The following is a 22,170-nucleotide window of genomic DNA, read 5'->3' on the forward strand; positions in this document are numbered from 1 at the left end:
TTTATAATCCTTGTTTATATAATATAATGCCTCCCTACTTTCCTGAGGAGTTAAAGATGTGCCTTGTATGTTAATATTTTTAAAAAGAGCTGAATAGAATTTTGTTACTTCGTTTTCATTAGTTCCATTTGGTACTATATAAGAAAAACCCAAAAAATTATCTTTCCAAAAATCTTCATTAATTTCTTCTATCTTCAAAGAATTATAACAATCATCTTTTATATTTTCAAGTATTTCCTCCTTACTTCTTCCTTTTTTAGTTAACCTATCAAATCTCCACTCCATCATATTATTTTCATCATTATCCATATTGTCATCATTATCGTCGGCAAACATTTCATCGCTATTATTTTTAGTATTTTTCTCCCTGTCTGGAAAAATACCCAAATACGACAGCAATATACTAGTTAATCTTTGTTGTCCGTCTATAATAATATTCTTGCCATTGTGATAACCTATTGTAATAGATGGAATAAACTGTTTTTCTCTAAAAGCCTCGATCAATGTCTTTGCTTGAGTATCCTCCCAAACAAAATAACGTTGATATAGCGGAAGTTCTATATCCTGTTTTAAAATCAAATCAATCCAATGTTTTAGAGAATATTCTCCATAGTAAACTTTATTTTCCATGCTGATACCTTTCTTAAAAAATAAAAATACTTTTATATATTTACATCCATATAGACTTTTATTAACTCTACAAGCTTATCTCTTTTATATCGGCGATCTTAAGAAATTCCGCGTAAATTTGCCCAACAAGCGCAAGGCGGTTTTTACGCACGAGCTCGTCCTCGGCATTTATCATTACGTTGTCAAAAAACTCGTCTATCGCAGCTTTTAGACCGAAAAGATTTTTTAGGCGTTCGCTGTATGAGCCACCGGCTTTTACCGCGGTCTTAAACGCATTATTTAGCTTTTTCTCGCTCTCGTTTTCAAATTTAGCTTCATCGACCGAGCCGAAATTTTCGTCCTTAATGATGTTGGCAAGGCGCTTAAACGTGCTGAAATTTTGCCTAAAGTCATCGGCCGCGCAGATAGCGCCCAGAGCCTCGATCGCCTCGCACTGCGCGAGCACGTCACCCTTTTTGCTAGCTAGGCAGGCCTTTACGACGGACGGGTTCACATCAAAGAAGGTATAAAGCCTGTCAAATATAAACCCTATCAGCGCTTCAACGTCAAATTTCGCATACCCCTCCGCCGTCTCGCGCAAAAACGCCGCGATATCAAGGTTTAGATTTTCGTTTTGGATTATCTTGATGACGCCGTTAGCCGCGCGGCGCAGCGCATACGGGTCCTTGTTGCCGCTTGGGATCTTGCCCGCGCTAAAGAGCCCTATTAGCGTCTCGAGCTTGATCGCGAGCGCGACGACGGAGCTAAAGATGGTGCTAGGTAGCGCGCTGGCCTCGCCGCTTGGCAGGTACTGCTCCTTGATCGCGGTTACGACGTTTTCGTTTTCGCCCTTAGCCGCCGCGTAGTAGCCGCCCATCACGCCTTGAAGCTCGGTAAACTCATACACCATCTGCGTGGTTAGATCAGCCTTGCTCAGCATCACGGCGCGCTCCAGCAGCTCCTCGTAGCCCTCTCCCGCGCACGCTTTTAGACGATCGGCGCAGATTTTAGCCAGCCGCTTTGCGACGCCCAGCTCGCGCACGCTCTTATCAAATGTGCTGCCAAGCTCTTTTAGATAGGTGATGTTTTTTAGCTTTTCGGGGCCAAACTCATGCGCCAGATCGCTGCGCCAGAAAAACATCGCGTCGCTAAGTCTCGCGCGCAAAACCTTTTCGTTGCCTTTCACGATGAGCGCGGGCTCTGGCGAGATGGCATTGCTGACGACCACGAAGCGATTAGCGAGCTTGCCGCCCTCAAAAACGGGAAAATACCTCTGATTTTCCTTCATCGAAGTGATGATGACCTCGCTAGGTACCTCCAAAAACTCCCGCTCAAATCCACCCAGCAGCGCGGTCGGATGCTCGGTGATCGCTACGACCTCGTCTAGCAGTGCCTCGTCCACCTCGACCGTTACGCCGTTTTTGGCTTCGATTTGTTTAAATTCGCTCAAAATTTTCTCTCGGCGCGCGTTTTGATCGAGGATTACGCCGATTTTAGGCATCGCGGCAAAATAATCTTTCGCGTTTTTGACGGCAAATTTATCATAACTAACGCTTCTGTGCATGAAAATACTGTCGCCGCTTTCCACGTCAAATTTGTTAAATTTAACGACCTCGTCTCCAAGCAAACACAAGAACGAGCGAATCGGACGGATAAACTCAAATTTACCCTCGCCCCAGCGCATAGATTTGCCAAAATTTAAGCCGAGCAAAAACTTCTCGATCATATCGCCCAGAAGCTCAGAGCTTGGTTTGCCGGCAACCGGCTTTTTATAGTAGAGCACCTCTTTGCCGCTGACTGTTTCAAATTCAAGCTCGGACTCCTCGATGCCGCATTTTTTAGCAAAGCTTAGCGCAGCCGGCGTCCATGCGCCGTCTTTTTGCGCGACTTGCCTGGGCGCACCGATAAACTCGCTAAATCCGTCCTCCTGACGCACCGCAAATTTCGGGTGGTAAAACGCGATCCTGCGCGGCGTGTAATAAAACTCGCACTCGCTATCTAGGCCGTTTTGCGCTAGCGTCTCACGCCACTTCGCCGCGACGTTGCCACACTCTTTTAAAAACGGGATCGCCGGCAGCTCCTCGACGCCGATCTCCACGATCAGTTCTTTTGTTTCGCTCATTTTTTATCCTTTTTTAAATTTTGTCTTCTTTTACTTCTATCAAGCGTCTGCGTAACGAATCCGCGCATCAAAAATATCGTAAAAAGCACGAATGCGCCCAGCACCAACGCGTCAATTATTCTCATTTTCTATCCAAATTTGAGGTTCGTTTTTATAATTCACTACGCGAACGGACGTAAAAACCGCCTCTTTTTCGTTGCGCGGCTTGCCCTTTGCGCCGTAAATTTTGATATCTCCGTACGGCGTATAAAGCCTGCCGTTTCGCACTTCGCCGCCGATACGGCTAAACACGTCGCCCGCGCGCGCTTGTTTTAGGTTTTTGGCTTCCAGCATCTGCTCATGCGGGTCTTGCGTTTCGTCATAAATTTTTACAGCGTAATGCGAGCTAATCTCAAGATTTCCCTTAAACTCGTCTAGGCGGTTTACCGCTACGTCCATGACTTGACCGGGCTTTGCGTCGTTTTTTGGCTCGTACACATATATACCGCGCTTATCTTGCGCTAGCGTAAAGCCTTTTTTATCTTTTTGCACGACCGTAGCGCGTTTTAGCAAAACGGGCAAATTTGACTTCTTTGATAGCTCGCCAACCCGCGCTTCGGCGATATTTTGCAGCGTATTTTTGGCATTTTTATCAAAATTTAGCCTAAAAACCAGAGCGAAGTGATCCGAAATTTGCACCCCGTCTCGCTCAACCTTAAAGCTATTTAAAACGTAGTTTTGACTAAGCGCGTCCTTTGAGAGCAGGACGTGATCGAGCGCGTTTAGACTCGTATGCGAATAGCGCTCGTGCTTTGGCAAAAACGCCCAGAGATTAGCCAAATTTTTACTAGTTTCAAAATCGCCCAGCAGCTCTTTATCTCCGTAAGGCGTGTTAAAATCGCCCAAAACCACGACCTTTTGGGTATCCGCAAGAGCCGATTTTAGCGTGATAAAGGCAGTTTTTCGCTGCTTTAGAGGATTCTTTCTAGCAGGAAAATGCAAATTTAAGAGACTAAATTTTTGTCCCTCCACTTCAAAATCAAGCTTTAAAATATCTCTTGTTTTTACGTTTGGCACGCTAAAGATCTGCGTTTTTCCAGGCTTTACGCGAGACAGCACGGCTAGGCCCACGGGGCCGTTTTTGCCTTTAGAAAATGCAAAATATTTATAACCCACCTCCCTCATCAGCTCTTTTAAAATTTGCTCGTTTTCAATCTCTTGAAGCGCGATGATATCAGCATTTAGATCTTTTATCTTTACGCTTACGGCTTTAAATTTGGCGCTCGCTTTTTTCTCACTCCACTCCGATTTGCCGACGACGAAATCCTTATACTCGCTGCCGTCGTTTTTCGCATCAAATAAATTTTGCGCGTTAAACGTAGCGATCTTTAGCTCGGCGCCCGCCGCAAAAACAGCAAAAAACAGAGCCGAAAAAACGACCGCAAAAAGCCTATTTGCCGCAAATTTCATATAGCGCTTCCAAAGCCTGACTGGGCGAAATTTTGTCTGATGGCCTCATAGGCGACGATGCCCACGCTCGTGGCTAAATTTAAGCTTCTGCCATGCTCGCCCATCGGGATTTTGATCGCGTTTGCGAAATTTCGCTCCATCAGCTCCATAGGCAGGCCCGTGCTTTCGCCGCCGAAAAACAAAAAATCTCCCTTTTTAAACTCCGCTTCAAAGTAAAATTTATGCGCCTTCGTCGTCGCGTAAAAAAATCTATCCTCGTAAGCGGCGTTTGCGTGCAAAAACTCATCCAAACTCTCCCAAATCACGGGATTTAGCCGCGCCCAATAATCAAGTCCCGCGCGCCTAACGGCCTTTTCGCTGATGTCAAAAACGGTCGGTTTGATTATATGAAGCTTAAGGTTTGCATTTACGCACATGCGTCCGATCGAGCCCGTATTTTGGGGGATTTGAGGATGAACGAGGACGATGTTGAACATTTACAAAGCCGCCTTGGCTTGCGTTTTAAAAGCCACAAAAGTACTTGTCGAGTCGCTCAAATTTAGGCTTTTTGCAAAACTTATATTAAAAAGAATATCTTTATTTTGAAAATTTATATTTGAAGTTTTTTCCACTTTCGCCTCTTTAAAATAGGGCTTAATTTTAGCTAATTTGCGCTTTTAACTAGGTTAATTTTTAAGCGCGGCTTGACTTTTCGTTTAAAAATTTATCTATCGCTAGATCCTGCCTGCGCCTTATCTCAGCGCCTATTGCAGCGCCTTTAAAGCCCAATTTTAAAATCTCCACCGTATCAATAGCGGGCTCAAATTTAGCCTCATAAACGCCTAAATTTTTGGCTCTTTTTATGAGGCTTGGTGAGTTGAGCCCCAGCCAGCTTTTTAGCGGTTTATCAAGGGCGATTTTTAGCAAGTCTTTATCGCTCGGACGACACACAAAAAACGGCTCTTTGATGCAGGCTTCAAAGCTTTTAGGAAGTCCTAAGTCGTAAAAATTTTTAATGCCGAAATAGCCGTTTAAAAGATACAAAAACTCGCGCTCGTCTTTTTTGCCGTTTTGTTTGGGCAGAAATTTGACCGCGCTTTTTAGTTTTGTGGCAAATTTTTCCGCCTCGGCTCGGCTCAAATTTAACCCGAAAATTTTACCAAGAAGACCTAGTTTATAAAGATACAAAAAGCCAACCTCTTGAAATTTGGCGCCAAAAAGCTTCATTAGCTCGCCGTTTATGCGCTCGCGGCTAAGATCTGAGATACTTAGGCGTTTCATCAGCCCCAAACTCTCGCGCGTAATACGGAAATTTAGCCGCGCGCTAAACTGCACCGCCCGCAGCACCCGCAGGCTATCTTCGGCGAATTTTTCATCGTCGATATGACGCAAGATACCGCGCTTTAGGTCACTCTCTCCACCGTAAAAGTCCAAAAACAAACCGTCAAAGATATTTATCATCATCGCATTTACGGTAAAGTCTCGGCGCAAAGACGCCGCGCGCTCGTCGTCCGCATAGGCGACCTCAAATGCTTTATGCCCCTCGCCCGTTTTGTTTTCGGTTCGCGGCAAAGAAAGGTCGAAATTTTTAAATTTATAAACGAAGTAGTTTTTGCCCACGCCGCAAGCGCCGATTTGCGCCATCAGTGCGTCAAATTTGGCAGGGTCGATGCCGTAAATTTCAACATCGAAGTCGGAGATCTTTTTACCGAGCATCGCGTCGCGAACGCAGCCGCCCACGATATACGCGCGCTTGGTGTGGGGTGCTAGAAAATCTCGCAGCCATTTTAGATTTTTATTTTTGCAGATTTTCGAGCCGATTTTCGACATTTGCTAGCACGAATTCTAAAAATTTAAGCGTGAGCGAGAGCCTGTCTTTTAGGTTTTCCTCGCTGGTCGCGTTTAGTCCCTCAAAAAGCACCAAAACGCGCTCTTTTAGGTTTTTTAGAAATATCTCCTCGCCCGTAAAATTTGCAACCTCCACCTCAAAGGCTTTTTGCGGCGCGGCGGTCGCGGCGGAGTCCCGGACACCGTCAAATTCGGCCGAGACGTTTTGCGAATTTGCCACACTATCTAAAGCCGCCTCAAACTCGCTAGCCTCGTCCGCTACGCTTATCTCGCCGACTAAATTCGCAAGGCCCGCGGCGTTGGTTAAATTTACGTCGCCGCTTGATGCAGGCGTATTTGTTAAATTTATCCCGTCTTTAGTTTCGTTTGTCTCTTGCGATACGTCCTGTTTTTCGCGCGCGGCGTCCATTCGCTCTAGCTCCATCGCCACCTCGTCTATCGCCATTTTTGCTATTTCTTCTAGTTTCATAGTTTTATCAGCCACCTTTTAAATTCGGTTATTTCTTCGTCGGTTTTCATTTTGATGAAAAAATCTTTCATCTGATCGTTTACGCCCGTTTTTTTCCTGCTAAGGCCGCTTAGACGTCTTATCGCGGCGATCGCGGCGGCGTTTGTCGGCTCGCGCTTTAGGATGTTTTTATAAACTATCAGCGCGTCGTCTTTTAGCCCTTGAGCCTCGTAGATTAGGGCTTCGGTGATCGTATCTTTCATCTTTACGCTTTTTTTACGAGCGAGGCTACGATACTGCCCATTTCGCTCGTAGTGCAAATTTCTTTAGCGTCAAATTGCGCTATATCCTTCGTCCTATATCCTTGTGCGAGCGCTGCTTTTACGGCGTTTTCGATAGCTTTTGCAGCCTCATTTTCGCCAAATGAATACCTAAGCATCATCGCAGCGCTCAGTATCGTAGCGACCGGGTTTGCGATGCCCTGCCCCGCGATATCAGGCGCGCTGCCGTGGATAGGCTCATAGATGCCTACCTTGCCCCCGATGCTGGCGCTTGGCAGGAGCCCTATCGAGCCACACACCATGCTAGCCTCGTCGCTTAAGATATCGCCGAAGAGATTTTCCGTCAAAATCACGTCAAATTTACTAGGCGCGCGCACCAGCTGCATCGCCGCGTTATCGACATACATAAACTCCAAATTTACCTCCGGATAACTCTTTGCGACCTCGCTCGTGACCTCGCGCCACAGCTGGCTGGTCTCTAGCACGTTTGCTTTATCGACCATGCAGACGCGTTTTTTGCGCTTCATCGCGGTTTCAAATCCGACCTTTGCGATACGCTCGATCTCCTCGCTCGTGTAGGTCATCGTGTTGTAGGCGCTGTTTTCTTTTTTCTCGCGCGGCTGACCGAAGTATATCCCGCCCGTTAGCTCTCTAACCACGATAAAATCGACGCCCTGAAGGACTGACGGCTTTAGCGTACTAGCGTCTACTAGCTCGTCAAATATCATCGCAGGGCGCAAATTCGCGTACGCGCCAAGCTCTTTTCGCAGCTTTAAAAGCCCGCTTTCAGGGCGCAGATGACGCGGCAAGCCGTCCCATTTAGGCCCGCCTATAGCACCAAAAAGCACCGCATCCGAGTTTAGCGCGCCGTTTAGCGTCTCGCTAGGCAAAGGCTCGCCAAACACGTCGATTGCGGCACCGCCCATCAGGTAATAGTTATAGCTAAGCTCGAAACCAAACTCCGCACTAGCCGCATCTAGCGCCTTTATCGCCTCATCCACTATCTCAGGACCGATGCCGTCGCCTTTTATCACCGCTATGTTATAAATTTTAGCCATTTTATATCCTTGTTTTTGCGTATTCTATGAGGCCGCCGCTTTTTAAAAGCTCTTGCATAAACGGCGGTATCGGGCTAAATTTATACTCTTTGCCACTCGTCAAATTTACGACCGCGCCGTTATCCACGTCGATTTTTAGCTCGTCGCCCGCGTTTATCTCGTCGGTTTCTTTGATTTCTAGTATCAAAAGCCCAGTGTTAAAGCTGTTTCTATAAAAAATCCTAGCAAAGCTCTTAGCTATCACAGCGCCGATGCCTGCAGCCTTAAGCGCCAAAGGAGCGTGCTCGCGCGAGCTGCCGCAACCAAAATTTTCGCCAGCTACGATGACATCGCCCGCAGAGATTTTTTTACTAAACTCGGGGTCTGCGTCCTCCATGATGTGAGTGGCCAAGATTTTTTCGTCGGATGTGTTGAGATAGCGCGCGGCTATGATGATGTCGGTGTCGATATTGTCGCCGAATTTCCAGACTTTTGCTTGTTTCATGATTCGCCTTAAGATTAAATTTGGGCGATTTTATCCAAAAGAAGCTAAATAAACAATCAAAGTGCGCAGGGTAGCGGTTGGTGCGGGCAAATTTGAGGTTAAATTTAAACGGTTCGGCTCGCGAGTCAAATTTCAAATTTAGTACAAAAACAAGCGTGACGAGACGAAAACTAGCTGAGTTTTTTGATGCGGAGACTGCGGCTAAATTTAATTTAGAGATTGGACGAGCTATCGCCGTGCTTGCGAGCCGCTTGCTAGGATACTCGTCCGTAGATTTTTGTTTTTACGTTTCTTTGCGTTAATCGTTAAAACAAAACCACCGCTGCCGTTAGACAGCCCCAAAGTACGGCTCCGATAGCCATAGTTACGTGAGTTACTGCAGAATCTTTCATCTTTTTCTCCTTTATTTTTGGAAAATTATAATGACCTTTTGTGTCCTCAATGTGTCCTTTGTATGACTTTTTAAAATTTCGCTTGAGATTTACGCTTATTCCGTCAAATTTCGCGCCCACAAGTAAAATTTGCCGCGAAATCAGCCGAGCCTGAGAGTCAAATTTACCCGCCGCAAAAGCACAAATTTTCTCAAATTTAGCCGCATTTTACCTCAAATTTTACGCGCGCTTGGGATCATTACGCTCACGGTCGTGCCGCGTCCAGGCTCGCTCTCAAAGCTTATCTCCCCGCCTAAAAGATGAACGATGCGCCGTACGATAGATAGCCCCAGGCCGCTACCTTTACCCTTGTGCGACTCCTCGCATTGATAAAATTTATCGTAGATTTTTTCTAGCTTTTTTGCCTCGATACCCGCCCCTTCGTCGCTAATGCGCACGGTGAGCCGACCGCTCTCTTCGCGGCAGCTCACGCCGATATCGGCGGCTGAATATTTCAGCGCGTTATCCATCAAATTTATCCAAATTTGCGCTAACATCGAGGCGTTGCTCCGCACAGTTACGGCGACTAGATCCAGATCAAACTCCCGCCCATCGTACTTTTGCATCAGCATCGCCGCAGCCTTTCGTAGCTGCTCGTCTACTCGCACGTTTTCGTCTAAATTTACGCCCGCCTGGCTATCTAGCCGCGAGAGCAGCAGCATATCCTCGCACAGCCTGCTTAGCGAGTTTGCCTGCTCTTTTATGAGGTCTAGATACTCGTTTCTGCGCGTCTCGTCCGTCTCGTCCTGAGCGATCTCGCAGTAGCCGCTGATGACGCTTAGAGGCGTTTTTAGCTCGTGCGAGACGTTTGAGACGAAGTCCTTTTGCATGTAGTCCATTTTTTCCAGCGCCGACGCGGTCAAATTTATATTTGCCGCCAGTTCGTCCAGCTCGTGAAGGTATTCGCTATCTGCGCCGCGCTTGCAGTTTTTGCGCGCGACCCTAACGGCAAAGTCGCCTCTAGCGATCTTTCCCGCCGCTTGCCTAAAGCTCTCGACGTATCTTAAAAAATACGCCGTTACGGCATAAAATATCGCTCCGCCCGCGCCCATCACGATCGCGCAAAAGCTAATAATGCCCCAAAACATCCCAAGCTTTATCTCAAATATCCGCTCGTAAGCCAGTATCGCCGCCGACGCCGCGACGCAAAGCACGCAAAAGACGAAGATAAACATCGCCGCCGTGTAGGTTTTTAGGCTGATTAGGTATTTTTTCTTATTTTGCGTAGTATTCATATTTTATTTCCGTTTTTTTATATAGACCGATCTCTTTTATATCGCCGTTTTCATAGTATTTGTCCGCGGGCTTAAATTTGACCGAGGTTTTACGCGTCAAATTTCCCCGCTCGTCCCTGCTTATATCCTTAAACTGCAAGATTTGCCCTATTTTTGCCTCAGAGCCGAAGTAATTTACCGACGTATACTCCATCTCGTCGCCGTTTGCGGCGTAGTAATAAACCCATTTTGAGTTCGGGGCTTGCGTGATTTTTTCATATTCGCCGTTTGGCTTGTGTTCGTAATTTATCTCTATACCGTTGCGAGGCTCCATATTATTTTCTATCCGCGTTAAAACGCCCTTTTCGTCGTAGACGTAGCTATCGTCCGTCACTAGCGTCCCGCCAGAATACACCGTCCTAGCGATCATCTTACCATCCTTGCCGTAGGTAATTTTCTCCGTGCGCGGATAAAATTTATCCCCCACATGCTGTTCTTTGGCCGTCGCGACTAAATTTTCGCCGTCAAATTCGTATTCGTAGAGATAAACGGCGCTATCTTGATATTTTTTGCGGATTAGCCCGTCTTTGCCGTATTCAAACAAAACCGAGCCGTTTGGCACGCCGTTTATATGCTCGGTTTCTTGCAGTATATAGCCGTTTTCGTTAAACTCCGTTCGCTTTACGCGCGTATTTTCTAGCGCGCCGGGGCTGTCTATAGAGTATTCATACTCCGTAGCCGTCATGCTTTTGACCTCGCCTTTTAGCTCTCTTTTGTTCCAATCGCTTTGCGGTAAAACGGCCGAGTTTAGATAGCAAACCGCCGATGCCGCCGCGAAAATAGCTTTTAAAATTTTCACTTTATCTCCCCCGCCCCTCACTCGTAAATTTCACCCTTATAGCCGATGCCGCGCACCGTAGCTATCTCAAAGTCCGTGCAGTTTTCTAGCTTGCGGCGTAGTTTTTTTACGTGCGTATCGACCGCGCGCTCGTCGCTGTCCGTGTCGTAGCCCCAGATTTCTTGCATGATTTCAAGACGAGTGAAAATTTTGCCAGGATTTGAGAGCAGTAAAAAGAGCAAATAAAACTCTTTTGGTGCGAGCTCCACGGCCTCGCCGCCGATTTTTAGGCTAAGAGCCGTATAGTCGAGCTCGGAGTTTTTAAACCTCAGCCGTTTGCCGCTAGCGATCTTGGCTCGGCGCAAAAGCGCGTTTATGCGTAAAATCAACTCCTTTAAATTTAAAGGCTTGCTCATGTAGTCGTCCGCCCCCGTGACAAAGCCCTTCTCCATGCCCTCCATGCCGCTTTTTGCCGTTATCATCAGCACCGGCAGCGACTCGTCTAGCAGCTTGATTTGCTTAGTTAGCTCATATCCGCTAAGACCTGGCATCATGATATCGGTGACGACAAGATCGGCGCGCTCGCTCTCTAGCAGCTTTATAGCCTGCTCTCCGTCAAAAGCCGCAAGCAGAGAAAAGCCCTCCTGCGCGAGCTTTAGGCAGATTATTTTATTTAAATTTTCATCATCCTCGGCGACTAAAATTTTAAACATTTGCTTTCCTTAAATTTGCCCCAAATTTAACGGGCAAGACGATAAATTTTGTCCTATTTTATCAAATTTAACTAGAAATGGGCGGGTAAATTTAGCGAAGCATCATAAAAATGCCGATGACGCAGATGATGGCGGCGGTAAAAATCTCCAAAAGTCGCAGGTGGGTTTGCAAAAATTTCTTTAGTATCGCTCCGCCAAGAGCATAGATGCTTAGCGAGCAAAACTCAATAAAAACGAGCGTAACCGTGATAGAAAGTATGCGCGGCAGGCTAAAAGGATCGTTCGCGTCCAAAAAAGTCGGTAACAAAGCAGAAAGAAAAATCCACGCCTTAGGATTTGAGATGCAGACCACGGCGCCGTTTAAAAACATCTGCTTTTTGCTTGGTAGCTGCGAAACCTTCGTGATACTAAGCTGCCCCTTGCTAAAAAACAGCATAGCACCCAGATATAGCAGATAAAGGCCTGCTATGATGTTTAAAACCTTAAACGCGAAGCCGTAATGCGCCAAAACTGCGCCAACACCGAGCATACAGCAAATCCCCACGAATGCTAAAGATGTGAGCTGCCCTGCCATCATCGGTAGCGCGCGCACGTAGCCTAGGCTCATGCCGATACTCATCGCGTAGGTCATGTTGATACCGGGCATCAGGCTGATAGGGAAAAATGTGACGATAAAAAGCAGGTAGTTCATAAAGCGCCTTAAATTTTGAGGAAATAGTAAATCAAATTTTATAAATTTAAGATAAAAAACGGCGGCCAAACGGTGGAAATTTAGCAAAATTTACTTCAGTCGTCGTTTTTGTTTTTGGGTCGAGGCGGAAATTTGCTTTGTTATGCGCGGGCGCGTAAATTTAGCGGATTTAGCGGCGGCTTTTGCTTGCGTTTTTTGAGGCGCAGAGCGTAAATTTAGCAAATAGCTTCGTAAATTTACACTCCGCAAATTTAACTTTATAGATACGGGTTTAAAATTATCCCAAAAGCGGCTCCATCGTCGCCAAGCGCTTAGCGGGATTTGCCGCAAAATTTACGCTATTACGATCAGCACGCCAAGTCCGTTATCGGCGGCATTTTGATAAAAGCTCAAAAGCTCGTTAAAACGCTCTTTTAGCTCGGCTTTGATATCCTCAAATTCGCTCTCGTACTCCCATATCTCGGGATAGGTGCCAGCCGCGCCAAATTCTGCGAAATTTACGTTTGCCAAAAGCGCGTCGATATCGGTATCAGACATCGCTTTAGCTACGTCTTTTACGTCATCTGCGTCCACGTAAGATACCGCCTCGCTCCCCTCCTCGCCAGCCATGCCACGTCCAAAAATCGCCCAGCTAAGCGGATTTGGCGTCGCGAAAATCTCGCCCGCACTCATCGCTTCAAACATATTTTTGCCAGTTAGCGTTTTATGCATCGCGTCCCACATTTTATCTAGGTCGTATTCGTCCAGCGCGTCGCTGTCGCCGCCGTTTTTGATCGCCTCGATAACGTCTTGCGCATAGGCGTAATAGTGCGCGCTCATTCCCATTTTTGCTCCTTAAATTAAAATAATCGATTATACCCAACGAAAGATAAAATTTACGCTTGCAATCACCGTTTTTCGCCCGATTTCCGCCACCTAGCGCGGTAAATTTAAACGCAAATTTAAGATAAATTCATAACAGTAAAAGCCGCCAAAAAAGGAAATTTATAAAAGAGACGGCGGACCTTAAATTTAGCAAATCCGCCGTAATAGAAAACAAAGCGAAAGTATCGCGACTAAGCGAGGTGGATTTTGCTTTGCGAATGAGATGGCAAGTTGCCCGTTTTGAACAACCTTGCCTCGATATAAAATAAGGCGGATATATCGTGAGATGATTTTAAATGTTGTGCATAATTTTTCGATTGAGACTAGCCATATAGGCTACAGGTTGAGAAAAATTAAAGCTCATTTAAAAGCGCTCACGAGATATCCGCTCAAACTCAAATTTTAGTGAGTTAAAAACAACTCCTGAATCTTAGCCTTATCCGTAGTTTGCGTAAGCGCAAGCATCAAAAGCACTCTAGCTTTTTGCGCATTTAGGTTGTCGCTAGCCAAAAAGCCGTATTTACCGTCGTCTACCTCACCGTTTAGCGTGGTCTCGCCGCTACCTACGCGTGAGCCTCGCACGACTACTACGCCGGCTTTAACCGCTTCGCCTAGAGCCTCAAGCGCGCTTGGGAATGGATTTCCGTTACCCATGCCGGCGTTTATGATGCCTTTAGCTCCGTTTTTGACGGCTAAATTTATAAAATCCGGGTTGTCGTTTGCGTGGCTATAGATGATATCGGCTCTTGGAAGCTCTTTGATCTTTGTGATGTCAAATGCCGAATTTACGGTGTGTTTGCGAAGCGGATTCATATAAAATTTGACGTTGCCGTAAAACACCGTGCCGATCTTGCCGCTGTTTGGAGATTTAAAGGTATCAACTGCAGTAGTATTGCTTTTAGTTACCTCTCGAGCCGCGTGGATCTCGTCGTTCATCACTACCATTACGCCCTTGCCTGCCGCTTCTTTATTCATCGCGACGTTTACGGCGTTAAAGATATTTAGGGGGCCGTCCGCGCTTAGCGAGCCGCTGTTTCTCATAGCGCCCACCATTACGATAGGTTTATCGCTTTTTACGACTAAATTTAGAAAATACGCAGTCTCCTCCATCGTATCAGTTCCGTGCGTGATGACTACGCCGTCGGCCTTGCCGCTAGTTAGCAGTTCGTTTACTCTGTTTGCTAGCTTAAACCAAACTTCATTGTTCATCTCTTGAGAGCCGATGTTTGAGATCTGCTCGCCTTTGATGGTTGCTATCTTGTTGATATCAGGTACCGCAGCGATCAGTTTATCGACCGTAACGGTTCCTGAGGTATAGCTCGTATCAAGAGCCCCCGAGCCGCTGCCGGCTATCGTGCCGCCAGTTGCCAAAATGTAAATAGTAGGCTTCGCAAAAGCCAAAGTCGCTCCTAAAAGCATGAAAATCACCGCCTTTACTGCAAAACGCATGTTTGCTCCTTGTATTGAGATGTTACGAGGATTTTAGCGTTTATTGCTTAAATTTATTATTAATTCTTAATTTTTATTTTCAGTTAAATAATCCTAATAAGCGTCATATATATCGCCGTAGAAGCCGCGATACTAAGCAGGGTATTTTTAAATTTTAGATGAATCAAAACCGCGCTAAAAACGGCTGCCGCTTCGTTTAGTCCGTATGGATAAACGTCAAATTTGATGTCCTTTAGTCCGTAGCACACCAAGACGACCATTATCATCAGCCCCATGTGTCGCTCCACAGCCGTTAGCCACGGACGCGGCTTATAGTTTTTGATAACGTAAAACGGCGCGGCGCGCGTCAAAAAGGTCGCAAACGCGCTTAGCAAAACGGCGGCGAATATCGCCCACTCGCTTGAACTCACGCTTATCAAAGCTTATCCTTAAAAACTAAAATAAAAATAAAGCAAAGCGCCATCGAGCCTACCAGCATCGCTTTAGCAGGCATGAGCGCTACGCCGGCGACTCCAAACAAGCACGCCGCGCCCAGCACTTTATAATTTTTATCGTTTTTAAACATCTCCATCACGATCACGATAAAAAGTGCGGTTAGGCTAAACTCAAGCCCGCTCATATCGACCTTTATCAGCCCGCCGGCTAAACATCCGACCGCCGTTCCCGCCGCCCAGTAGAGCCACGAGAGCAAATTTAGCCGAGTAAAAACATAGCTACGCTCCACCGCGTCCGAGATATTAAGCGCCTTAAATATCGCAAAGGTTTCGTCCGTGAGAGTTGCGATATTAAAAAGGCGAAATTTGAGATCTTTGTACTCTTTTAAAAGCGCGAGTCCGTAAAAAGTATGGCGTAAATTTACAAGGTAGCTCACGATAAAAACCTCCAAAAGTCCCGTGCCCGCGCTAAAAAGCGAGAGCATCATAAACTGCGCCGCGCCGCCGTATGCTAGCGTGCTAAGAGCGATGGCGATAAATGCGCTAACGCCCATGCTTTTAGCCAGTATCCCAAAAGCGACGCCAAGGGGAAAATAGCCCATAAAAATGGGAATGCTAAGCTTAAAAACGTAACTAAAATGCAAAAATTTTCCTTAGTAAAAGCGCGATGATAGCTAAAAATTTAAAAATTTAGGATAAAGACCGGGAATTTGAGTAAAATTTGAAGGATCGGCTGACGATAAGCAGATTTTTAGAATAATCGCCAAATAATCAAATTTAACCCGTCCGCACTTGATGTTTGGCTTAGATTTAAATACTCGATCGGCAAACCAAAAATCATAAAATAAACAATGACTGCAAGCAAAAACCGCTACGAAACGGCTAAAATTTAGCTAAATTTAGCCGTTTTTTACCGCAAATTTAAAAAGCCGCCTAGTCAGTCAAATTTGTAAATTTGAAAGACCGAGCGGCGTCAAATTTAGCCTACTTTAGGCTATCTCTTTAGGCTATTTACGATAGAGAGCATATCGTCGCTCGTCGTGATCGCCTTTGAGTTGGCTTCATACGCGCGCTGGCCAGTGATGAGGTCGGTCATCTCTTCGACCAGCTGGACATTACTCATCTCGACAAATCCCTGCCTGATCGTACCCAGACCGTCAAGACCGGCCGTGCCAACCACGACCTCGCCGCTAGAGCCCGTCGGTAGATAGAGGTTGTCGCCCATAGAGTGTAGGCCTGCTGGGTTGATAAAATTTGCTAGCTCGATACGGCCCACCTGCGTCATCTCGGTGTTGCCAGGCTGCAGCACGGAGACGGTGCCGTCAGTGCCGACTGAAACCTGCGTGGCATCAGCCGGGATAGTCATCTGCGGCTGAAGCACGTAGCCGTCGGAGTTTACGATCGTGCCTTCGCTATCTAGCTTAAAGGCGCCGTTTCTAGTGTACGCCGTCGTTCCGTCTGGAAGCTGCACCTGGAAAAAGCCGTTGCCAGCGATAACCATATCGAGGTTGTTACTCGTTTCTTTAAAATAACCTTGCGAAAATATCTTCGTTATCGCCGTCGGACGCGCGCCTAGACCAACCTCGATACCAGTCGGGCTTTTCGTCGTGGCGCTGGTTGCCGTACCCGCATACTCCATGACCTGATACATCAGATCGGCAAACTCGGCGCGGTTTTTCTTATAGCCGATAGTGTTTACATTTGCGATATTGTGCGACGTAACGTCGATCTGGGTTTGTTGGGCGATCATGCCGGTGGCGGCAGAGTAAATAGACCTCATCATTTCATTTTCCTCTTTCTACAGGCGCGTCGCGCTTTGGTTTTATACGTCGTTGTGTTTTATTTTAACTTCAGTCACATACGCCCAGTATGCTCCCTCGTCAAAATAAAACCCGCCTCGTCTAATCCGCAAATCGCTTCCGCTTAGCAACTAGCTTAGCTTTGGGCGCCTTATCTTTATTTGTTTAATTTGCAAAAAATATTCCAAATTTGCAGTCTTAAATTTTACGCTTTTGCATAAAACCGTCGCCGTCCGTTTTTTATATTAGGCGAGCATCCAAATTTTACAAATTCGGCGCGATTTCTCGCATTTATTGGCTATTTAGCAAAAGGCGTTCCAAATTTGCAAATTTGTGAAAATTTGAAAATATTTTGGCGGAAGTATTTTGAATTTATATTAGCGGCAGGGTTTTAATGCATAGCGATTTGTGTTTATTAAAATTTAAAAACCTTAGCGGAAATATCTTTGAGCGGATTTGCGAGTCGTGCAAATTTTTACGAGCAAGACTAGGCACGTAGCCTGTCGCCGCGAGTAAAAATTAAATCTCTCGCAAATACGCCAAAGAGATAACGCTAAATTTAGACTTTCGTGTTAGCAAGCTTACTTATGGCTTCCTGATTTAGATCGTCCATATGCGACGTCATCACCTTTTGATACATCTCGACAAAGCGTTGCGTCTCGATCAGTCCGACCATCTCGGTCACAGCGTTTACGTTGGAGATTTGAGTGTATTTCCACGCGACCGCGTCTATCTCGCCGCCCACGTCTTCAAGCTCCTTTAAATTCGGCAAAACATAGAGATTATCGCCCTCTTTGGTTAGATTTCGTATCTCTTTTGGCTGCGCGATATAAAGCCTAGCTAGCGGCTCCTCGTTTGAGTAGAGATTGCCGTTTTTATCAGCAGAGAAGCGCTCTCCCTGCGGGATTTGGATACCTTGAAAATTATTCGTAAAATAATCGCTCGGCAGCACTTTATAGCCTTCTTTGGTTACCAAAAATCCGTCCTCGTCGAGATTAAACGAGCCGTTTTTGGTTAGGCGCACGTCGCCGGGCTTCACCTCGACCAGGAAAAACAGATCCTCGCGCTTCATCGCAAAGTCAAGGTCGTTGTTTGAAAATTTAAGCCCGCCCTGGCTAAAATCCACGTATTGCTCCGAAATTTGCGGCACTCTATCGATAGTTCTGTTTAGAAATTTCGCCGCGTCTTTGGTGTGATTTTCTATCGGTAGCTCGTCGCGGTACTCTTTAAAAATCCTCTCAAAGTCCCCGACTACGACGTCGTCGCGTTTAAAGCCGATGGTGTTTATATTGGCAAGGTTGTTTGCGATGACGTCTAGGCGATTAAACTGCGTCACCATGGCGCCGGTTGCTTGGTAGTAGCCGTTGTTCATTTACTTTTCCTTATCTTACGCGTCGTATCTTAAACGCATACTTCGTTGGTTTTTTGCTCAGCTTCGGTTACGTATCATACATACGCGCCCTCGCCTCGCAAAAATCCGCCTCGTCTGCGTCACAAGCTACTTCCGCTTGCTTTATTGAGCGTTAAATAGCAACTTTCGTTCCAAATTAAATTTAATAAAATTTTCAGTAAATTTAGCCTACTTAAAAGTGCCCGAATAATCGTATTTTTATTAATGTTTAAAGAATTTTGGGTATAATCCTGGTTTTCTACAAAAAGAAGGAATCCCGAATGAGTACCGCAAAAAAAGAGACATTGTCGCTCATAGAAGAGCTTTTCAAAGAAAATGCCAAAGGCTATATCACTTACGAAAAACTAGTTAAATTCCTAGACAAAGCGCCGACCGCAGCGATAGCAAAAAAGATAGAGTCGCTGGCAAAAGAAAATAAAGTCCAGCTCATAACCTCGGCTGAAATCGCAAAAATGCGCAACATCGAAGATGCTAAAAAGCGCCGCGAGGAGCTAGCCAAACTAGCCGACGACAATCTAGAGGAAGAATTTGACCTCGCCAGCGAAACCGATCTGCTCGAGTGGTCGCGCTCGGATAGTCCCGTGCGTATGTACCTACGCGAAATGGGTCAAATCGCACTACTAACCAAAGAGGAAGAAGTAGAAATCAGCAAAAAAATCGAGCTTGGCGAAGATATCATCATCGACGCGTTTTGCTCGGTACCATACCTTATCGATTTTATTCTTGACTACAAAGAGCCGCTCATTAACCGCGAACGCCGAGTAAAAGAGCTTTTTAGAAGCTTTGACGACGAAGGTGAGGAAGGTAGCGAAGAGGTCGAAGAAGAGGAAGAAAACGAAGAAGTCGAGGATGATGTCGAGGAAGGCGAAGAGAAAGAAGCCAAGCCAAAAAAACACAATAAAAAAGACGACAAACGAGCTGAAAAAGTGATCGAGAGTTTTAAAGCGCTCGAAAAGGCCAAAAAAGAGTGGCTAAAAACTGCAAATAAACAAAACGAAGTAGAGACTGATGATGAGTTTTTAGCAAAGATAACGCTTGCGTTTAAAAAGAAAATTTTAAAAGACAAGCTAATGGATCTAGGCCCTACCAGCAAGCTCATAACCGAGATCGTAAAGTCGATGGAAACGGCGCTAAAGAGCGATGATGAATTTGACAGAGAGCTAAAAAGACTCGAGTATAAGCTACCTATGTTTAGCGACGAGCTAAAGAAAAATCACAAGTCGATCCTAAAAGATATCATCAAGCTCAGCAAAGAAGATATAATCGCGCGAGTGCCCGAGGCTACGATGGTATCAACCTACGTGGAGATCAAAAAGCTATTTGCGACCAAGGAAGCGAGCAAGAGCGGATTCAACCTCGATCCGATACTTTTAAAGGAAATTTTAGAGCAGATCAAACGCGGCAAAAAGATATCCGACGAAGCAAAAGCCAGGATGGCAAAATCAAATTTACGCCTAGTCGTAAGCATCGCCAAGCGCTACACAAACCGCGGTTTGCCGTTTTTAGACTTGATTCAAGAGGGTAACATCGGGCTAATGAAAGCGGTCGATAAATTTGAATATAAAAAAGGGTATAAATTTTCTACCTATGCGACGTGGTGGATACGTCAGGCTATTAGCCGTGCTATCGCCGATCAAGCTCGTACAATACGTATCCCTATCCATATGATAGAAACGATAAACCGTATCAACAAAATCAACCGAAAATACCTACAAGAAGAAGGCAAAGAGCCGGATATAAACGTAATCGCAGCCGAGGTCGGACTAAGCGCGGACAAGATAAAACAGGTCATCAAAATAACCAAAGAGCCTATCAGTCTAGAAGCCCCTATCGGCAATGAAGACGACGGTAAATTTGGAGATTTCGTCGAGGACAGAAGCTCTCTAAGCCCTATGGATCACATCCTAAAAAACGATCTCAAAGAGCAGATCGACGAGGTCCTAGATCAGCTAAACGAGCGCGAAAAGGCCGTCATCAGGATGAGATTTGGCCTTTTAGATGACGAGAGCGACCGCACGCTAGAAGAGATAGGCAAGGAGCTAAACGTAACCCGCGAGCGCGTCCGCCAGATCGAAAGCTCTGCGATAAAAAAACTAAAACATCCGAAAGTCGGTAGAAAACTCAAAAACTACATAGAGGGCTAAATTTAGCCCTCCTCTTTTATATCCGATCGGCAAATAAAAACAACTACCAAATTTAAAGAAAATACAAAGGCGCAAAGATGGATCAGAAACCCCTGGCCGAGATAAAATTTCGTGGCATAGCTTCTAATATTTTACTAATCGGAGGCTACATATCTATTTGGGCTTTGTGCGAATTTTGTAGCCGTGTCTCGCTGGCTGGATTTTTGACCGCTGTATTTTTTATTTGCCTTATCTTTCTCGCATCGATGGTCTTTAGGCTTCTTGCCGCTAGACAAATTTCCAAACTCTCCGCAAGCAAACTTTTTACGAGAACTTCCTCCGCACTAGTCACGGCGGCGCTACTAGCGATTTTATGGCTATCTATGGCATTGTATTCGGTAAGTCAAGTCGGTTTTAGTGCGGTAGGGTATGCCGCGGCGCAGATCGGAGGCTCTTTCGTAGATAATGCTTATTCTGTAATCGGAGCGGTCGCAAATAATTTTTTAAATATACAAGGCTCGGCCCTTACGATATTTCTTACCACAGACTCTATTCTAACTATCTACTTTTGGTTTATGCTTGGCGTTGCGTACTATCTGCTCGGCAAAGATACGCAGAACAGTGCTTTCTACATCTACTCAGGTTTAGCCTTTATGTGCACAGCGCTTCAGTTTATCGATATTTCGCTACTTAAAGGTTCGGTAACTCCATATGCGCTGCTTACGATAGCGCTTTTGATCCCGCTTTGCGAACTAGCGGCTTGGGTCAGGATCAAAAATATCATTCTTGCGCAGCCTTAAAATTTATAAATTTCAAATTTCATCGCAGCTACCACGCATGCCGTTTCGCTAAATTTATCAAAAAATACACCAATGCCACCTCCTAAATTTACCTGCAAAACAAAATCTGTAAATTTATGCTAATTTTATCGCCGTTCTTGTAATATACTACTATTTATTTATGGACTAGAAGTACTAATTTTAAGGCTGTAAATAAATATAATTTAAAAACTTAAGAAAAAACATGAGCAAATCTCACTCTTTCGCGCTAGCTCTTGCGCTGTGCGCGAGTTCGCTTTTTGCAGACCGCGTTATAACCGACCAACTAGGCCGCGATGTCACGCTGCCTGATGAGGTTAAGCGCATAGTCGTGCTTCAGCACCAAAGCCTAAATGCGCTGAATGAGCTAAACGCGCTAGATAAGGTTGTCGGCGTACAGGAGTCGTGGGAGAAATCGCTCGGCAAAAACTACGTCCGCCTAGCGCCGAGCCTAAAAGATATGCCGACCCCCGGCGATCTAAAGGTCATCAACTACGAGGCGGTGCTTAAGCTAAAGCCCGACATCGTGATCGTCACGAACTACATCCCGCAAGAATACATCGACAAAATGACGGAGCTCAAAATCCCCGTCGTCGCAGTTAGCTTCCAGCGCAGCGACGCCGCCGATAAAAGCAAGCTAAATCCGACCTTCAAAGACGACGAGGCGGCCTACACCGAGGGCTTTTACGACGGCATAGAGCTTCTTGGCAAGGTCGCAAACCGCGAAAAAGAGGCCGCCGAGCTCAAATCCAACCCGCAGCTTGCAAATTTAAGCGCGGTCAAAGAGGATAAAATTTATATGATGCCAGAATACGCTAAAGCGTGGAGCTATCCGACTGCCGAAGCCATGGCGCTTGGCGAGTGGTGGCTAGCGATGAAGCTCTATCCGAAGCACTTCGACGAGGCGGAATTTAACAAAAAAGTAGAGGAATTTTATCAAAAATTCTACCGCACGAGCTATAAATGAAATTTTCCGCCCTGCTGCTGCTTTGGGTGCTCTTATTTGCGGTATCGCTTGGCACCTGGCAGTATCCTGTGAGCCTAGAGGAAAAGGGCAAAAATTTTTACTAGCAAAATTCTGCGTAAAATCACAAAATTCTGCCCTAC

General features: G+C 45.8%; 23 protein-coding genes. 3 read left to right on the forward strand and 20 right to left on the reverse strand.

Annotated features, from left to right (window positions below; all coding sequences use genetic code 11):
- From Q0386_RS09990 to Q0386_RS10085, 20 genes are all read right to left on the reverse strand, one after another.
- Positions 1-630, reverse strand: a 630-nt coding sequence (locus tag Q0386_RS09990) for a DUF262 domain-containing protein (RefSeq protein ID WP_299030463.1), incomplete at its 3' end; no start/stop codon positions are given.
- A 67-nt stretch (positions 631-697) separates the two neighbouring features.
- Positions 698-2,731, reverse strand: a complete 2,034-nt coding sequence (gene glyS, locus Q0386_RS09995; RefSeq protein ID WP_299030465.1) for a glycine--tRNA ligase subunit beta — start codon at positions 2,729-2,731, stop codon at positions 698-700.
- Positions 2,728-2,856 carry a hypothetical protein gene (locus Q0386_RS10000; RefSeq protein ID WP_299030468.1) on the reverse strand — a complete coding sequence of 43 codons (129 nt, stop codon included), beginning with the start codon at positions 2,854-2,856 and terminating at the stop codon, positions 2,728-2,730. Before Q0386_RS10000 ends, glyS begins: the two co-directional genes overlap by 4 nt.
- A complete protein-coding gene (locus Q0386_RS10005; RefSeq protein WP_299030471.1) occupies positions 2,843-4,180 on the reverse strand; it encodes an endonuclease/exonuclease/phosphatase family protein in 1,338 nt (445 codons plus the stop codon). Before Q0386_RS10005 ends, Q0386_RS10000 begins: the two co-directional genes overlap by 14 nt.
- Positions 4,177-4,656: a tRNA (cytidine(34)-2'-O)-methyltransferase gene (locus Q0386_RS10010; protein WP_299030474.1), complete on the reverse strand. Its 480-nt coding sequence runs from the start codon at positions 4,654-4,656 to the stop codon at positions 4,177-4,179. Before Q0386_RS10010 ends, Q0386_RS10005 begins: the two co-directional genes overlap by 4 nt.
- Positions 4,657-4,852: 196 nt before the next feature.
- Positions 4,853-5,989, reverse strand: coding sequence for a CCA tRNA nucleotidyltransferase (locus Q0386_RS10015; protein WP_299030477.1), 1,137 nt, complete (start codon positions 5,987-5,989; stop codon positions 4,853-4,855).
- Entirely contained in the window at positions 5,955-6,476 is a 522-nt protein-coding gene (locus Q0386_RS10020; RefSeq protein ID WP_299030480.1) for a GlcNAc transferase, read from the reverse strand. Before Q0386_RS10020 ends, Q0386_RS10015 begins: the two co-directional genes overlap by 35 nt.
- A complete protein-coding gene (locus Q0386_RS10025) occupies positions 6,473-6,718 on the reverse strand; it encodes a hypothetical protein (protein ID WP_299030483.1) in 246 nt (81 codons plus the stop codon). The genes Q0386_RS10020 and Q0386_RS10025 overlap by 4 nt, the downstream gene beginning before the upstream one ends.
- Before the next feature lie 2 nt (positions 6,719-6,720).
- Positions 6,721-7,794, reverse strand: a complete 1,074-nt coding sequence (gene leuB / locus Q0386_RS10030) for a 3-isopropylmalate dehydrogenase (protein ID WP_299030486.1) — start codon at positions 7,792-7,794, stop codon at positions 6,721-6,723.
- Between the two features lies 1 nt (position 7,795).
- The gene (locus Q0386_RS10035; protein ID WP_002952075.1) at positions 7,796-8,278 is read right to left on the reverse strand and encodes a 3-isopropylmalate dehydratase small subunit; all 483 of its coding nucleotides are present in this window, start codon (positions 8,276-8,278) and stop codon (positions 7,796-7,798) included.
- A gap of 604 nt (positions 8,279-8,882) precedes the next feature.
- Entirely contained in the window at positions 8,883-9,944 is a 1,062-nt protein-coding gene (locus Q0386_RS10040) for a sensor histidine kinase KdpD (protein ID WP_299030489.1), read from the reverse strand.
- Entirely contained in the window at positions 9,925-10,782 is an 858-nt protein-coding gene (locus Q0386_RS10045; protein WP_299030492.1) for a hypothetical protein, read from the reverse strand. Before Q0386_RS10045 ends, Q0386_RS10040 begins: the two co-directional genes overlap by 20 nt.
- A 17-nt stretch (positions 10,783-10,799) precedes the next feature.
- Positions 10,800-11,474, reverse strand: coding sequence for a response regulator transcription factor (locus Q0386_RS10050; protein ID WP_299030495.1), 675 nt, complete (start codon positions 11,472-11,474; stop codon positions 10,800-10,802).
- Positions 11,475-11,565: 91 nt separating this feature from the next.
- Positions 11,566-12,165, reverse strand: a complete 600-nt coding sequence (locus Q0386_RS10055) for a LysE family translocator (protein WP_299030498.1) — start codon at positions 12,163-12,165, stop codon at positions 11,566-11,568.
- A gap of 333 nt (positions 12,166-12,498) precedes the next feature.
- Entirely contained in the window at positions 12,499-12,990 is a 492-nt protein-coding gene (locus tag Q0386_RS10060; RefSeq protein ID WP_299030501.1) for a YfbM family protein, read from the reverse strand.
- Between the two features lie 441 nt (positions 12,991-13,431).
- The gene (locus Q0386_RS10065) at positions 13,432-14,478 is read right to left on the reverse strand and encodes a type II asparaginase (protein WP_299030503.1); all 1,047 of its coding nucleotides are present in this window, start codon (positions 14,476-14,478) and stop codon (positions 13,432-13,434) included.
- 83 nt (positions 14,479-14,561) lie between these two features.
- The gene (locus Q0386_RS10070) at positions 14,562-14,897 is read right to left on the reverse strand and encodes a branched-chain amino acid transporter permease (RefSeq protein ID WP_367272408.1); all 336 of its coding nucleotides are present in this window, start codon (positions 14,895-14,897) and stop codon (positions 14,562-14,564) included.
- Positions 14,894-15,556, reverse strand: a complete 663-nt coding sequence (locus Q0386_RS10075; RefSeq protein WP_299030505.1) for an AzlC family ABC transporter permease — start codon at positions 15,554-15,556, stop codon at positions 14,894-14,896. Before Q0386_RS10075 ends, Q0386_RS10070 begins: the two co-directional genes overlap by 4 nt.
- 350 nt (positions 15,557-15,906) lie before the next feature.
- Positions 15,907-16,695: a flagellar basal-body rod protein FlgG gene (flgG, locus tag Q0386_RS10080; RefSeq protein WP_002948143.1), complete on the reverse strand. Its 789-nt coding sequence runs from the start codon at positions 16,693-16,695 to the stop codon at positions 15,907-15,909.
- Positions 16,696-17,270: 575 nt separating this feature from the next.
- Complete coding sequence (locus Q0386_RS10085; protein WP_002948146.1) at positions 17,271-18,083, reverse strand: flagellar hook-basal body protein; 813 nt, start codon at positions 18,081-18,083, stop codon at positions 17,271-17,273.
- Positions 18,084-18,352: 269 nt separating this feature from the next.
- On the opposite strand from Q0386_RS10085, the gene rpoD reads away from it, so the two are divergent.
- The 3 genes from rpoD to Q0386_RS10100 all read left to right on the forward strand — a co-directional run bounded on the left by rpoD (position 18,353) and on the right by Q0386_RS10100 (position 22,030).
- Positions 18,353-20,266, forward strand: coding sequence for an RNA polymerase sigma factor RpoD (gene rpoD / locus Q0386_RS10090; RefSeq protein ID WP_299030514.1), 1,914 nt, complete (start codon positions 18,353-18,355; stop codon positions 20,264-20,266).
- Positions 20,267-20,343: 77 nt separating this feature from the next.
- Positions 20,344-21,045, forward strand: a complete 702-nt coding sequence (locus Q0386_RS10095) for a hypothetical protein (protein ID WP_299030507.1) — start codon at positions 20,344-20,346, stop codon at positions 21,043-21,045.
- 223 nt (positions 21,046-21,268) lie between these two features.
- Positions 21,269-22,030, forward strand: coding sequence for an ABC transporter substrate-binding protein (locus Q0386_RS10100; RefSeq protein ID WP_299030509.1), 762 nt, complete (start codon positions 21,269-21,271; stop codon positions 22,028-22,030).
- Positions 22,031-22,170: the final 140 nt, after the last annotated feature.

This window comes from uncultured Campylobacter sp. (genome assembly GCF_938045625.1).
Lineage (GTDB): Bacteria > Campylobacterota > Campylobacteria > Campylobacterales > Campylobacteraceae > Campylobacter_A.

Excerpts from the sequence above, each read along its gene's own strand:
- glyS (WP_299030465.1), bottom strand. The coding sequence starts at position 2,731 with ATGAGCGAAACAAAAGAACTGATCGTGGAGATCGGCGTCGAGGAGCTG.
- Q0386_RS10000 (WP_299030468.1), bottom strand. The coding sequence starts at position 2,856 with ATGAGAATAATTGACGCGTTGGTGCTGGGCGCATTCGTGCTTTTTACG.
- Q0386_RS10005 (WP_299030471.1), bottom strand. The coding sequence starts at position 4,180 with ATGAAATTTGCGGCAAATAGGCTTTTTGCGGTCGTTTTTTCGGCTCTG.
- Q0386_RS10010 (WP_299030474.1), bottom strand. The coding sequence starts at position 4,656 with ATGTTCAACATCGTCCTCGTTCATCCTCAAATCCCCCAAAATACGGGC.
- Q0386_RS10015 (WP_299030477.1), bottom strand. The coding sequence starts at position 5,989 with ATGTCGAAAATCGGCTCGAAAATCTGCAAAAATAAAAATCTAAAATGG.
- Q0386_RS10020 (WP_299030480.1), bottom strand. The coding sequence starts at position 6,476 with ATGAAACTAGAAGAAATAGCAAAAATGGCGATAGACGAGGTGGCGATG.
- Q0386_RS10025 (WP_299030483.1), bottom strand. The coding sequence starts at position 6,718 with ATGAAAGATACGATCACCGAAGCCCTAATCTACGAGGCTCAAGGGCTA.
- leuB (WP_299030486.1), bottom strand. The coding sequence starts at position 7,794 with ATGGCTAAAATTTATAACATAGCGGTGATAAAAGGCGACGGCATCGGT.
- Q0386_RS10035 (WP_002952075.1), bottom strand. The coding sequence starts at position 8,278 with ATGAAACAAGCAAAAGTCTGGAAATTCGGCGACAATATCGACACCGAC.
- Q0386_RS10040 (WP_299030489.1), bottom strand. The coding sequence starts at position 9,944 with ATGAATACTACGCAAAATAAGAAAAAATACCTAATCAGCCTAAAAACC.
- Q0386_RS10050 (WP_299030495.1), bottom strand. The coding sequence starts at position 11,474 with ATGTTTAAAATTTTAGTCGCCGAGGATGATGAAAATTTAAATAAAATA.
- Q0386_RS10055 (WP_299030498.1), bottom strand. The coding sequence starts at position 12,165 with ATGAACTACCTGCTTTTTATCGTCACATTTTTCCCTATCAGCCTGATG.
- Q0386_RS10060 (WP_299030501.1), bottom strand. The coding sequence starts at position 12,990 with ATGGGAATGAGCGCGCACTATTACGCCTATGCGCAAGACGTTATCGAG.
- Q0386_RS10065 (WP_299030503.1), bottom strand. The coding sequence starts at position 14,478 with ATGCGTTTTGCAGTAAAGGCGGTGATTTTCATGCTTTTAGGAGCGACT.
- flgG (WP_002948143.1), bottom strand. The coding sequence starts at position 16,695 with ATGATGAGGTCTATTTACTCTGCCGCCACCGGCATGATCGCCCAACAA.
- Q0386_RS10085 (WP_002948146.1), bottom strand. The coding sequence starts at position 18,083 with ATGAACAACGGCTACTACCAAGCAACCGGCGCCATGGTGACGCAGTTT.
- Q0386_RS10095 (WP_299030507.1), top strand. The coding sequence starts at position 20,344 with ATGGATCAGAAACCCCTGGCCGAGATAAAATTTCGTGGCATAGCTTCT.
- Q0386_RS10100 (WP_299030509.1), top strand. The coding sequence starts at position 21,269 with ATGAGCAAATCTCACTCTTTCGCGCTAGCTCTTGCGCTGTGCGCGAGT.